Source organism: Neobacillus sp. PS3-34 (assembly GCF_030915465.1).
Lineage (GTDB): Bacteria > Bacillota > Bacilli > Bacillales > Cytobacillaceae > Neobacillus_A.
In genome coordinates this window covers 38958-51983 of record NZ_CP133267.1, presented here as the reverse complement: position 1 = coordinate 51983, position 13026 = coordinate 38958, and the positions used below count along the sequence as shown (strand labels likewise).

The 13026-nt window shown below is 36.4% G+C and carries 11 protein-coding genes, 3 pseudogenes and 1 riboswitch; of the genes and pseudogenes, 10 read left to right on the top strand and 4 right to left on the bottom strand.

The annotated features are described in order from the left end of the window. Positions 1–107: 107 nt before the first annotated feature. The 7 genes and pseudogenes from RCG23_RS00230 (at position 108) to RCG23_RS00195 (ending at position 7562) form a co-directional block, all read left to right on the top strand. Positions 108–889: pseudogene (locus RCG23_RS00230) on the top strand (putative protein N(5)-glutamine methyltransferase). Between the two features lie 203 nt (positions 890–1092). Further along, a riboswitch (cyclic di-AMP (ydaO/yuaA leader) is annotated at positions 1093–1231 on the top strand. A 132-nt stretch (positions 1232–1363) separates the two neighbouring features. Continuing rightward, positions 1364–1732, top strand: a complete 369-nt coding sequence (locus RCG23_RS00225) for a Gp49 family protein (protein WP_308178065.1) — start codon at positions 1364–1366, stop codon at positions 1730–1732. A 190-nt stretch (positions 1733–1922) separates the two neighbouring features. Further along, positions 1923–2900 (top strand): heme-dependent oxidative N-demethylase family protein, encoded by a 978-nt coding sequence (locus RCG23_RS00220; protein ID WP_308178064.1) that lies wholly within the window; start codon positions 1923–1925, stop codon positions 2898–2900. Next, positions 2897–3358 carry a dimethylamine monooxygenase subunit DmmA family protein gene (locus RCG23_RS00215; RefSeq protein WP_308178063.1) on the top strand — a complete coding sequence of 154 codons (462 nt, stop codon included), beginning with the start codon at positions 2897–2899 and terminating at the stop codon, positions 3356–3358. The genes RCG23_RS00220 and RCG23_RS00215 overlap by 4 nt, the downstream gene beginning before the upstream one ends. Before the next feature lie 18 nt (positions 3359–3376). Continuing rightward, a complete protein-coding gene (locus tag RCG23_RS00210; RefSeq protein WP_308178062.1) occupies positions 3377–4339 on the top strand; it encodes a PDR/VanB family oxidoreductase in 963 nt (320 codons plus the stop codon). Between the two features lie 606 nt (positions 4340–4945). After that, positions 4946–6414, top strand: a pseudogene (gene yjeM, locus RCG23_RS00200) (glutamate/gamma-aminobutyrate family transporter YjeM). A gap of 233 nt (positions 6415–6647) precedes the next feature. Continuing rightward, positions 6648–7562: a hypothetical protein gene (locus tag RCG23_RS00195; protein ID WP_308178059.1), complete on the top strand. Its 915-nt coding sequence runs from the start codon at positions 6648–6650 to the stop codon at positions 7560–7562. A gap of 76 nt (positions 7563–7638) precedes the next feature. On the opposite strand, the pseudogene RCG23_RS00190 reads toward RCG23_RS00195, so the two are convergent. Together RCG23_RS00190 and RCG23_RS00185 are read right to left on the bottom strand one after the other, a co-directional pair. Beyond that, a pseudogene (locus tag RCG23_RS00190) lies at positions 7639–7863 on the bottom strand (insertion element protein); the annotation flags it as partial. 255 nt (positions 7864–8118) lie between these two features. Continuing rightward, entirely contained in the window at positions 8119–8322 is a 204-nt protein-coding gene (locus RCG23_RS00185) for a hypothetical protein (protein WP_308178058.1), read from the bottom strand. A gap of 296 nt (positions 8323–8618) precedes the next feature. Between RCG23_RS00185 and RCG23_RS00180 the strand changes: the two genes are divergently transcribed. Next, on the top strand, positions 8619–8795 hold the full coding sequence (locus RCG23_RS00180) for a hypothetical protein (protein ID WP_308178057.1): 177 nt from the start codon (positions 8619–8621) through the stop codon (positions 8793–8795). A 164-nt stretch (positions 8796–8959) separates the two neighbouring features. After that, entirely contained in the window at positions 8960–9586 is a 627-nt protein-coding gene (locus tag RCG23_RS00175; RefSeq protein ID WP_308178056.1) for a DUF4937 domain-containing protein, read from the top strand. Positions 9587–9640: 54 nt separating this feature from the next. Here the strand turns inward: RCG23_RS00175 and RCG23_RS00170 are convergent, their stop codons facing one another. Beyond that, on the bottom strand, positions 9641–9832 hold the full coding sequence (locus tag RCG23_RS00170; protein ID WP_308178055.1) for a DUF1272 domain-containing protein: 192 nt from the start codon (positions 9830–9832) through the stop codon (positions 9641–9643). A 141-nt stretch (positions 9833–9973) separates the two neighbouring features. Here RCG23_RS00170 and RCG23_RS00165 point away from each other — a divergent pair, with 141 nt between their 5' ends. Then, the gene (locus RCG23_RS00165) at positions 9974–11437 is read left to right on the top strand and encodes a SulP family inorganic anion transporter (RefSeq protein ID WP_308178054.1); all 1464 of its coding nucleotides are present in this window, start codon (positions 9974–9976) and stop codon (positions 11435–11437) included. A gap of 101 nt (positions 11438–11538) precedes the next feature. Here the strand turns inward: RCG23_RS00165 and RCG23_RS00160 are convergent, their stop codons facing one another. Next, positions 11539–12432 carry an AraC family transcriptional regulator gene (locus tag RCG23_RS00160; RefSeq protein ID WP_308178053.1) on the bottom strand — a complete coding sequence of 298 codons (894 nt, stop codon included), beginning with the start codon at positions 12430–12432 and terminating at the stop codon, positions 11539–11541. Positions 12433–13026 lie beyond the last annotated feature (594 nt).

Here is a 13026-nt window from a genome sequence, read left to right as displayed (position 1 = left end):
TGGCAAACAAAGAGTTAAGGAAGGAATTCTCCAATTTTTAACGAATTACCAAGGATAACAAGGTATCTAGAGAGGTGATATAAATAGGGAAGAAAAATAATTTTTTCATGGATGATGATATAGAAAAACGTATAATCACCAGGCTTCGGACCGCCGGTTGTGTATATGCAGAAGAGGAGACGCGGTTGCTTATCTCAGAGGCATGGACGCCTGACGCCCTAGCCGCCATGGTGGATCGACGAGCAGACGGTTTTCCCCTCGAACACGTCCTGGGTTGGGCGGATTTCTGTGGTATCCGGATATCGGTTGACCCTGGAGTCTTCGTTCCTCGCCGCCGCACCGAATTTCTCGTCCGCCAGGCTGCAGCTTTCGGCAAGCAAGGAGCCATTGTTGTTGACCTGTGCTGCGGAACGGGCGCGGTGGGTGCCGCGATTGCCAGAGCTCTGGGACCAATCGAGTTGTATGCAATTGACATCGATCCAGTCTCAGTGATGTGTGCCCGCCGCAATCTTACTTCCTTCTTCGCTCACGTGTACGAAGGTGACCTCTACGATCCACTTCCAATCCAACTGCGTGGTCGTGTCGACATTCTGGTCGCAAACGCACCCTACGTACCTACAGAGGCAATCGAACTGTTACCCCAGGAGGCCCGCATATATGAGGCTCCACTGGCGCTCGACGGGGGGCGGATGGGCTGGACTTCCAGAGACGAGTGGCTATTGATGCGCCACTTTGGCTGGCACCAGGCGGACATCTACTGGTCGAGACTAGCGAGCGGCAGGCGTTGCAAACCGTTGAGATCTTTGCTCGAAACGGGCTAACTACACTGGTGGAAAATGACGACGAACTGGACGCTACTGTTGTAATCGGTACCAAACCCGATTTCTAGAGTGAATATGGGTAGCTTGCCCTTTCCGCAAAATAATCGTGATAATTGCTTCAGGTATAGAAGGGTTGCTGCGGCGATCCTTTTTTCATTTTTGACAAGCGGGGCAGCGTTGTTGAGGAAGGAAATTTTTTTTATTTTCCTATTTACAATTCACATTGAAAGGAATATATTTATCATCAGAAAATTAAAAATTTTATCAAAGCAACCTTATATCGCTTAATCCACTAGGAGCGGGGGACCCAATTTTTTGTACATTTGTACTTGGGGTGAATCCTTTTTGAAGGTAGGGCTACTCTTTAGGCCAATCCAACAGCTAACCTCGTAAGCGTTTAGAGAGGAGGTTTACTTTTAGTGCGATTAAAGATCACTAAGTAAACTTAGTGGTCTTTTTATTTTAATAGAAGTGTTAATGAATTCTGAGGAAAAAGAAGTATTAAAAAGAAAATAAATTAACTTAAAGGGAGAGAAGAAAAAATGTCTATAGAAAGTATTTGTCCAAAATGCGGAGAGATTAATAATGTAGACCATAAAGGAGAAAAAATTCTAATAGTAACTTGTAAGAATAACCATATCTATGACCATATAGTAATCCCCTATTCTAGAACTGTTGGGATTAAGGATGAAAGACGAATTAAGTTAGAGGAAATGATTGTTGAGAAAAAATTTCACCGTATGAGCGATAAATCAACTATTTGCCTTCTAATCTTTGAAAATGGTTATGAAGTAGAGGGACGTTCAACTGTTCGAGATGTGGCTGATTTCCGCTTAGTTATAGGTAAAGATAGAGCATATGAACATGCATTAAAGAACGCTATGGTAGCGTTGGGAGCATACTTAGTGTAAGACTTTCCTTAAATATAAAAAATAAAAATAAACGTACCGTATGATTGGTACGTTTTTTTTTATGGTTTCTAAGTTTTTAAAAGGCTCTAAGATGAAGAACTGGGAAATGTTTAGTTAATACAGAGGTTTCACAAGAAAATTGGTTTTTTCAGTATGAATTCATTACTGTTTTTTTGTATAGTATAAGTAAATGAAAAATTCTGAAAAAGGTGAATCTATGAAATCAAATCGTGATCTACTATCTTTTCCTTATCCTTTTAGTGATAGTAATGTGTATCGATACTCAAACAACGCGATTCCATTAAACCCGCCGAATGCAATAGAACTGACGGATCATTATTTAGATGAAATTAATCTGAAAAAAGAGCTGCTTACAAATCATCCGGAACGATGTTATCAATCAACACCACATACAATGGATGCACAGTGGGAAATTGTTGATCTCATAATACATAATCTTGTTTTTTATTATCCTGATAAATTTGAATTAGAAAAGAAAGAAGAACAGTGGGTATTTTCAAACGTTCAGACAAAAGAAACGATTGCATTTACATTTGGTGATAGTGCGTCTCTTGAATTGGAGCCTTTAGATTTCATTGGCCGCCATGTTCAAGAAGATTTAATACTGATGATGCAACGGGATGGCAATTTATTTTTAGATGCTGGACAGCTTTGTTTTCCAGCGAATTGGTCTTTGTATTTTGACTTAGGTATGTCTTTTAAAGAAATCCATACACCCATTCTAGGCTTTCAGTCTGATTTTCTAGATGATAGAATCCTGCAATTTCTAATGAGAATTGAAGCAGGTACACCCTGGGGGAGAAAAAATTGGTCACTCATGGCTGGCAGCAGGTTAGATACCTCGCTTGAAACCTTTTCAGAATGGGGGCAGGCTCGTAAGCAAGTATCAAAGGAAAATGCAGGAGAACTCGTACATTTTAGGGTAGAAGTTCAAAAACTATTTCGTCTGCCAAAAAGCAATGGTATTTTATTTACCATTCATTCACACATGCTGCCTTTAAAAAGGTTTATTCAACATACCCCTTGGCTAGAGCAATTTTATGCAATTCTTTCTGAACTCCCTGACTTTATTTCAGAATACAAGGGTATTTCTCTATATCGAAAACAAGTACTTGAATATCTGGAAGAGGAACTGAAAAAGGTATGATGAGTCAGGTGCCAAGCGAGCTTTCATTTAAAAAGGGGAAAAGGAAATATTTATTTTGTGCTGATTCAAAGGGTGCAGAGTCTCTATACTTTCTCGTTCAACAAGCAATGGAAGTAAAGGTCCCATTTGATTTCCTCGTAATAGAGAATGAATCCGATTCCTTCCTCGATCTTTGGTTAAGTCAGCAAAAAATGGGAACTTATTTATTTTTATCTGGGAAGTGGGAATTTGTAAATCGATTGAAAAATCTAGCTTTTGGGGCAGGGTTTTCGGAATATGAAATGAAAATGAATGTCCTGGGATCTATAAGGAAGAAATTAATATGTTGTAAATGTCATGGTGTCAATGATGTCGATGATGAGTTACACATTACTTGTAAGCATTGTGGACTAGAACTAGACGTTTCCACCCATTATTCACGTCGTTTGGAGGCCTATCTTGGCTATTCATCTATTTAATACTGGAGGAGCATTAGCTTGCATCGAAATTCACTATTTGAAGTCCGCGTAAAAAATATTATGGAAGAGACCTCCACGATTAAAAGATTCACCTTACAAGCACTTGATGGCTCTATGCTTCCGTCCTTTAGTGGTGGTTCTCATATTACAACCTTTTTGCCACACCCTTCAGGTACATTGGAAAGGCATTATTCTATTTTTAACATAAGTTCTGAGAATTGCCTGTTTGAAATTGCTGTCCGTTTAGCAGAGTTCTCAACTGGTGGCTCTCGTTATTGGCACCAAAATGTTCAAGTAGGTGATGTTTTAACAGTAAGCTATCCGAAAAATTACTTTCCATTAAGTTTTCAAGCGAAACATCATGCCTTTTATGCAGCTGGGATTGGGATTACGCCAATTTTATCCATGATGGGAGAGTTGGTTGATAAGAATCGTTCGTTTGAGCTTCATTATGCAGCAAAATCAAAAGAACAGTGTGCTTTTTATGACTACATACGTAAGGTCTTTCCTGATCAATGTCACTTCTATTTTTCAACTGGTGAAGGCTCAAAACGGTTATCGCCAACTCAACTTTTGAATCATCGAATAGGTACACATGTTTATTTTTGTGGTCCCGAGGCCATGATTCAAGATTTTACATTAGCAGCTAAAACATATGGGTATCCTTCCTTTAATATTCATTTTGAACGATTTGCACCTCCGCCAAAGAAGGATCATCATGCGTTCCAAGTAAAACTTACAAGAAGTGACAAACAGCTTGAGGTTCCAGAGACTTCTTCACTACTAGACGTACTCCTTCAAAATGGAATCAAGATCCCTTTCTCCTGCCGTGTTGGTGGTTGTGGGACGTGCGAAGTAAAAGTAGTAGAGGGTGAAATTGTTCACTTCGACTCATTTCTATCAGAAGAACAGCAATGTTCAAACCAAACGATGCTAAGTTGTGTATCGAGAGGGAAGGGAGGATTGGTATTGAATATATAAAGGTATGTGTATGGAGATACAAGGTAAATAAACGTTAAGATGAAATAATAATGAAGAAAAGCTATTATTAACTAAATTTCAAGTTTGGAATAATCATTCTTAATCTCATTTAGTCACGGTGAACCGTGTCATAAGTGGGATTTTTTTGTTGACTTGTTTCAACGTTAGAAGAGAAGAACTGGAAAACTAAAATCATTGTTGAATTAAAGTGTGCTATCCCTAGTTAAAGGAATTCGGGAAGGACTAGTATTAGAATGGATTCATTTAGGAGATTCTGCACTCCTAAATGATGGTGAAACTATCCAAATTATTTTTTTGAATTACCTCTTCTCCTCAGTTTGGACTTTTAAATTGTTCATATGATTGTAACAGTGGATTAAAGTAGCTATAGTGGAAATCTTATATAATAAAAGCAAGGAGAGAAAGCGGTTTCATTAAATGCTTAGGATGGCCGGTAATGCTTCTCTATTTTTATATGCAGGATGAAGAATGATGAAACGCAGTGAACATTAAGTGTCGAAGGTATTTGATAACTATAATTAGGAGGGGAAATGTGTGTCAAACACAAACGCAATCAAAAAGTTGACTTTAGTGTCCCTGGTATTAATGATTTTTACTTCTGTTTATGGATTCAACAACATTCCAAGATCATTTTATAAGATGGGTTATGCCGCTATTCCTTGGTACATATTTTCAGCCATAACCTTCTTTGTTCCTTTTGCATTAATGGTAGCTGAATTTGGATCCGCCTTTAAAGAAGAAAAGGGTGGTATCTACTCATGGATGGAAAAATCCATCGGCCAAAATTCGCATTTATAGGAACGTTCATGTGGTATTTTTCTTATATAACTTGGATGGTTAATGTCGCATCCGGTATGTGGGTTCCGGTGTCAAATGCTATCTTTGGAGAAGATACAACACAAAGCTGGACATTATTTAATCTTCGAGGACCTCAGGTTCTGGGGGTTTTAGGAATTGGATGGATTCTTTTAGTAACCTATACATCAACAAAGGGTCTGGATAAGATTAAGAAAGTAACCTCTTTAGGTGGAACTGCAGTCTTGTTATTGAATGTTTTTCTTTGGGTTGGTGCAATAGCAGTACTTATAGGTAATCATGGACATTTGGCGCAGCCGATTACAGGGATACATTCATTTACTCAAACACCAAATCCTATATATGCAGGTGATATGGTTGCTTCTTTAGCGTTTGTAGTTTATGCCCTCTTCGCTTATGGCGGAATTGAAGCAGTAGGCGGTTTAGTGGATGTAACAGAAAATCCAGAAAAAACGTTTCCGAAAGGAATTCTTTTATCGGCAGCCATCATCTCTGTAGGGTATTCATTAGGAATACTTTTAATTGGAATATTCACAAACTGGGCATCTGTAATGGGTATAGAGAATGTTAACCTTGGAAACGCAAGTTATATAGTTATGGCCAATTTAGGCTACTCACTAGGTACCGCTTTTGGTGCAAGCCATGCTACAGCTACGGCTTTGGGATTTGGGGTTGCAAGATACATTGGACTTTCAATGTTCTTAGCACTGTCTGGTGCGTTCTTTACCTTGATGTTTTCACCATTAAAGCAGATGATTGAAGGAACGCCTAAGAGATTGTGGCCAGGAAAAATCGGTGAAACAAAGAATGGACTGCCTGTTAATGCGATGTGGATTCAAGCTGTAATTGTTTGTTTAATGATCGCACTAATCGCTTTCGGTGGAAGCACAATGGCCACATTCTTTAACATACTCGTTTCGATGACTAACGTGGCTATGACATTACCGTATGTATTTATAGCACTTGCATTCCCGTATTTTAAGAAAAAAGTAGAAATTAATAAGCCGTTTGTCGTATATAAAACGCAATTGAGTGCAATTTTTTGGACATGGATTGTTGTTCTAACAGTTGGACTTGCAAATTTCTTTAGTATCGTACAGCCAGCTTTAGAAGGGGAGATGCAAACAACCATTTGGAGTGTGGCTGGACCTGTTATTTTCTCAGTTGTTGCATGGTTAATGTATCGCCAATATGAAAAAACACATGGTACAGAAAAGAAGAAAAAGAAAATAAGTTAGCCATAAAATTCAAAAAGATAAAGATTAAAGTGGAGTACAATATGGCTAAGCCGTTCTCTTTTGGAGTACCCGCATAGGAAAACGCAAATATTAAAAAAAATATAAAAGCAGTCTATTTCACAACTGAAATAGCACTGCTTTTTTCATTTTATTAAGCAAATATTATATGGTAAAATTACTGAAAGGCGTATATCAAGCAATTCAATAATTCTTGGATAGATGAAGGTGAAAAAGTGTCTAAAAACGGATTAGAAAGCATTAAAAAAACCGAAATTGGACAAGCAAATACTTTTGCTATGGCCTTTGAACTTGAAAAAGAAGAACTTGATGTTATTGATAATTGGGTGGAATCCTGGATCGACCTCAATATAAAAAAGAAAAATTTTACTACCGCCTACGATTCACTTCAAAATATCTTAAGTCTTTTAGAAGGAAGATCATTGAAATACCTTTTGTGTCGCCTTATTAAGATTTACGACTTAATGTGGGGTGGCGTATACTCAGGAGTAAATTTTTCGTCTTTAAAGATTAGAGATTTTATAGATGAGGCATTTTCTTCAAAACAGGTATTTAGCCCAAATGAGTTAACGTCTTTTTTGGCATATCTGAGTGGAACACCGGTTAATCCTAACTCTGATATATTTGATTATATTTGGAAAATAGAAAAACAAAGTAAGTTCTTTAACTCCGCTGACTTTCTTATGCGAAATAAAGCTCTTAAACATCTACTTGAGTTGAACAGTCAAAGAGGGTACCATCATAATATTAAGGATTTTAAAAAAATATTAGGATATATAAAACCAGATAACACAGAAATAATAAATAATCTTAACAATTATAAAGTAAATAATAATCAAGGGTGTTATCAAGTTATAAGCTTCATTTTTGGCAACCTCAAAAATAGAACATTCGAAATAAAAAAAGATTGTATTAACTGGTTAGATAATGCAGTTGGTAGTTCACCCAAGAAACCTTGGATGGACAAATTAGCAGCTACTCAGAGAGAACTTTCAGAGGAAGAGCTAATGAAAATTACTTGTTGGATTTTAAACAATAAACATTTGGAAAGAGAGCCAAGTACCGGCTGGATGGATGATATTTATAAGAAATTCCAAAAATCATCTAAATGGTATCTAGAATTAAAATAAGAAGCTTTAATAATGCAAAGTTAGTTGCGAATAACATATAAAAGGGCACAGAATTTTAAACCTCTGTGCCTTTTTTCTATCTTAAGTAAATAATGTCTTCTATGGTGAATTGTTTATCTGTAATTCCTAATCGTTGTGCTGGAGTCAATTCCTGTCCATCTCTTTTATTAAAATAAGGCATACAAAAGGTAAAGTAAACGCGTAGAATCGTTAATGCGTATTGGGCATACTTGGGATTGAAGTTGGCATAATTGTAACTCTGCCCGTCACCTCTCGCCGTTACCAGCGGTCTTTCAATTGCATAAAAACGTCCGTTGCATTGTGGTTTACATCCAACAACATTTCAAACGAGATCTCTCGACTCGTAAGATGTCACATATTGTCATTTTGAGACCGGAAGGGAAGATTTTATGACAATTGCCGGCGCAATGCTTGGAGATGCGGAAGACATTACAAAGTGAATTTAATTATTATTTAATTATGAGTAAATGAAAGAGGTACAGAACTAAGAAGGTCCTGTACCTCAGATGTTGTTAGTTAAATATTAAAGAGCTATTTAGCACTTTTTCAAGCGAGCATTAAAAAACTTAAAAATAATGAAAGAGCACAAGATTATTAAAGCAATCTCAATTTCTATTGCCCAATCAGTAAAGTTTCTATCGATAAAAATCCCTACAGCTGAACCTACAGGAAATGAAATGGCTGTCCCCAATAATACACCTGTTACCAAGCCAATAAATATGCCAAGTATTAACCCCATGGTAGTAGCTCCTTTCAAAATAAACAATTGCTTTTGACACTTTTAATTATAGTAAGGTTTCACTATCATGTGATGGTTTTCGCAAAATGAACAAATAGTTGTACCAAATAGTTTTTAAAAAATTCATATTTAATCTATTGATATTTTTTTGTAGATTTCTTAATAAACAAAAGGGGGCAGGTTAACAGGTTAATGGAAAAAGCAGTATCATTTTTTTTTTGTAAAAACGTCTTAAAATTAAATATTGGAAATATATTTTATAATTTTAATAGGTGTTGTTTAAGGGGGGCTAAAAAGTGGGGATTTTCATAATAATGTTTTACGGATTGGTTGGATCTGCTATTTTATTTTTGATCATTCAGTATGCGGTTAGTATTGGAATAGATTCTTCACAGCAAGTTAAAGCACTAAGGTCGGAGCTCAAAGAAATAAAAAAAGAACTTAAAGATTTACGCCGAGAAGAAATCGGGTAATAGTTTTTTATATTTAACTATAAAATTATTGAAAATGGAATTCTAGATGGACTGATTTTATATTCGCAAACATCCAATTATGATAAAGGGCTAGTGAGGTAATTACTTTATTAATGTAGAAAATAAAGTAAGGTATTTCTTTTTAAATAGGGGGAAATGAATAGATGTTAATAAAATGGATTAAGTGTCAGGTCAATAATAGTGACAAGATATCATTTTCGAAGGCTCAAGAGGCATGGAGGAAAATAAAAAATGCAGAGGGGTTTTTAGGCCAATTGGGGGGCTGGGATCAACATAATCAAAATGAGGCCTGTATTTTATCTTTTTGGAAAGACAGTAGGGCTTATAAAAATTTTATGGACCATCTTCACGACGGAATTTTTGAAAATAGTAATCAACGAAATACATATGTAAATATTTCTGTCCAAATATATAAAAAGAAAAATGATATTAATTCAATCGACATCACTACCATACTAGGAAAAGGTAACATTCTTCGAGTGGCAGATTGTTTAGTGAAAAATGGTTTTCATGCGGATTTTGAGGATAAGCAGCTAGAAGTGTGGAATAAGGGGATGACAGATGCACAGGGAATGTTATCAGGAGTATTTAGTCAAAGCATAAATGATCATGATAGGTATTTAGTTGCTTCCATTTGGGAAGATGCTACATCACATCAAAACTATGCTGATAATAATCTTCCTTTTTTAAAGAAACGTTCAGCAGTAGAGGATACGACCTTAAGCATTACAGGAAATTTAATCGAAATCAATCCATTGTGGACAGTATAAGGCAGTAAGACTTGGCCAGCAACAAAAAACAGGGCTAAACCCTGTTTTATCATGTCAAAGTGAACAAACAGTTTGAGGATTCATAGGTCTTCTTACAAGTTCTCCACCGCAATTTGGACAAATATGATTCATTTCTTCTGTGCACGGAGAGCAAAATGTACATTCATGAACACAAATAAAAGCGGTAGAGTTGTCACCAATTGAAGCATCGCAGCGCTCACATTTTTTTCTCATTTCTAATGCCATAATAAACGTTGCCCCTTTCTAATATATTTATAGGGAAAATATAGCATTTATATATTTTCATTATAAGGTACAGTTTTTAAATTTATTATGGGGATAGTTAGTGGTCTATGTAGGTAACAGACAATATAATTATTAATTATTATGAACATTCCAGGACTCTACACAGGTGTAAGTGAAACTTTGTCAGGGATCGTTGTGGCTCTTGCTCTTATCCCAGAAGCGATTGCATTTTCAATCATTGCCGGTGTGGATCCGATGATAGGATTATACGCTTCGTTTTGTATTGCCGTTACGATCGCGTTTGTTGGAGGACGTCCGGCGATGATTTCAGCAGCCACAGGTGCGACCGCACTTTTAATGGGGTCATTGGTAAAGGACCACGGATTGCAGTATTTACTTGCAGCAACCCTGCTCACAGGTGTTTTACAAATCATCATGGGTGTTCTAAAGTTAGGCCGTGTGATGAAGTATGTTCCTCGATCTGTCATGACAGGGTTTGTTAATGCACTCGCCATTTTAATCTTTGCTGCCCAATTAGTTCAGTTTAAAGGGGCATCTTGGCAAATGTATGCGATGGTTGCAGGAGCTCTTGCCATTATTTATATCCTGCCTCGTTTCACAAAAGCAGTGCCATCACCGTTAGTAGCTATATTAGTTATTACAGCAATTTCTATTTTTACAGGTAGTGATGTTCGTACAGTAGGGGATATGGGTGAATTGACATCCAAATTACCTGTATTTGCATTCCCGGATATTCCATTTACCTTTGAAACGCTGAAAATTATCTTTCCTTATTCCTTGTCTATTGCGATTGTTGGATTAGTAGAAACATTATTAACGGCATCAATTGTAGATGATATGACGGATACAGATAGTGATAAAAACAAAGAAGCCAGGGGTCAAGGGATTGCGAATATTGTATCTGGTTTATTTGGCGGAATGGCTGGATGTGCAATGATTGGACAATCTGTAATTAACGTCAAATCTGGTGGAAGAGGTCGCTTATCTACATTTGTTGCAGGTACCTTTTTATTGACACTCATTATGTTGCTAAAAGGATTCTTGGTTCAAATTCCGATGGCTGCTTTAGTTGGGGTCATGTTTATGGTTTCAATCGGAACATTCGATTGGTCTTGTCTAAGATCTTTTAAAAAGGTGCCAATTACGGATACAATTGTTATGATCGTGACAGTTATTACAGTCGTAAAAACTAGTAACCTATCCATGGGAGTTTTAGTAGGAGTTATACTAAGTGCAATATTCTTTGCATCAAAAATCTCTAAAGTGAACGTAACCAGTCTTTCAGCTCAAGGTTCCCATAAAAAGACTTATCATGTTTCGGGTCAACTTTTCTTTGCTTCTGTTACTGACTTTGTAAATAGCTTTGATTATAAAGAAGAAGTAAAAGAAATTCATTTGGATCTTTCGAACGCACATCTTTGGGATGATTCAGCTGTAGGTGCCATTGATAAAGTGGTCATCAAGTATCATCAAAATGGGGTCAAAGTGAATCTTAAAGGATTAAATACCGAGAGCAATAAACTTATTAAAAAAATTGCGGTTCACAACAAGCCAGGCGGACTGGAGAAAGTTGTAAACCATTAAAATAATTTAAACACGCTAATTGGTTTTAGCGTGTTTTTTTATTTTAATCTGAAAATAAAATCAGTCAAGCCTGTTTTGACAATAGGGATTCTTATCTATCTTTACCCCATAACCGTTTGTTTTTTCACCGGAATGTAGATATCTATTTCTTTGTTCTCTAATCCGTAGCATCTTTCATCATACAGTTCGAATTCCACTGTTCCATCATGTTCATAGCCCGATTGTGGAAACCATTCTGTAAAGATGTACTTCCATGTGGACTGAATAGAAGAGCTAAACGATTTTTCATCTGACTTGGGTGTAGTGAATACCGCATATTCCAATTCAGGGAAACTCACATATACCATTCCTTCAGGTGCTTGAGTTCCCTTTTTTACTTCCATTCCAATTACATAAACGAAGTCACCTGTTTCAGGATTAAAATTGGTGCATATTCCGAGTTCTTGGTTTTTGTTTATGGGATTCGGAATATAACTACCTAAATTTTTTTGCAAGTACTGTTGCCAAAAATGAGGAATGTCCTTGTTATTTTGACCGTCTTTATTTCTCGTTTTAAGTTCGTAGCCAATAATGTGAAAAGCAGGTTTGGTGACTAATTTTGGTTCCATACAAATACCTCCTATAAAGTGAGTTGTAAGTAGGCAGGCTTTTCCAATCAAGGGTCCAGATAATCTTTTGGAATCGCGGTATTGTCTTGGTGAAACTCCATAGAATTTTTTGAATGCCCGATTAAATGATTCTGGGTATTGAAAACCAACATCGAATGCTATATCTATTACCTTTTTGTCGGTATAGAATAAACATTCTGCTGCATATGTTAGGCGCCTTTTTCTCACGTAATCCATCACAGACTCTCCGACCATTGTCTGGAATACACGATGATAATGAAAAGGAGAAAAGCAAGCAATCTCAGCTAATTCCATTAGAGTAACTTGTTGATATAAGTTCTCTTCGATATAATCTAGTGTTCGTTGTATACAGACCTCATACTCCACTCGTCTTCACCTGCCATACATTCACTATAACAGCAATCGTACATCCGTTCTTAACATTTTTTGCTATATTCAGTTTACATCAAAAAAGGTAGTTAGTCCGCTCAATTAGCCGGTGTAAGAAGTGAAGGTCAAGTGCTTCCATTGTTCGTGGTTTTTTTCTTATTCTTATGGTTAGTTGAGGAAATTTCACGAATATTACACGCTAAGGCTAAATATTCATATAAAAAGTAAATGGTAAATTGTTACACTCGGATTCCCTGCTAACGCAGGATTGGGGCTGATTCTTTGTATAGGAATAAAAATGTTAATTTAATAATTTTATTGCTTTGTTTCTTACTAATAATTCTTGTCGTTAACGTTTTTCTCCACCTTAGAATTTACATAGTATTCAGTTCGGGTGTTGGTCCTTTTTTCTTAATAGGACTAATTATTTTTTTAATTATTTTATTTTATTTCAAAGGTTAAATGTTTGAGAAGAGGTGTCTTATTCTACTAACGGGTTAGTGGAATATATTTAAATTAGTCTGCAAAAAAAGAAAGCGACGAGATATTTTAGCACAAATCTTAATAAGGCGGATTCTTAAATAAATTGAT

Excerpts from the sequence above, each read along its gene's own strand:
- RCG23_RS00215 (WP_308178063.1), top strand. The coding sequence starts at position 2,897 with ATGATGAGTCAGGTGCCAAGCGAGCTTTCATTTAAAAAGGGGAAAAGG.
- RCG23_RS00225 (WP_308178065.1), top strand. The coding sequence starts at position 1,364 with ATGTCTATAGAAAGTATTTGTCCAAAATGCGGAGAGATTAATAATGTA.
- RCG23_RS00175 (WP_308178056.1), top strand. The coding sequence starts at position 8,960 with ATGTTAATAAAATGGATTAAGTGTCAGGTCAATAATAGTGACAAGATA.
- RCG23_RS00185 (WP_308178058.1), bottom strand. The coding sequence starts at position 8,322 with ATGGGGTTAATACTTGGCATATTTATTGGCTTGGTAACAGGTGTATTA.
- RCG23_RS00165 (WP_308178054.1), top strand. The coding sequence starts at position 9,974 with ATGAACATTCCAGGACTCTACACAGGTGTAAGTGAAACTTTGTCAGGG.
- RCG23_RS00220 (WP_308178064.1), top strand. The coding sequence starts at position 1,923 with ATGAAAAATTCTGAAAAAGGTGAATCTATGAAATCAAATCGTGATCTA.
- RCG23_RS00170 (WP_308178055.1), bottom strand. The coding sequence starts at position 9,832 with ATGGCATTAGAAATGAGAAAAAAATGTGAGCGCTGCGATGCTTCAATT.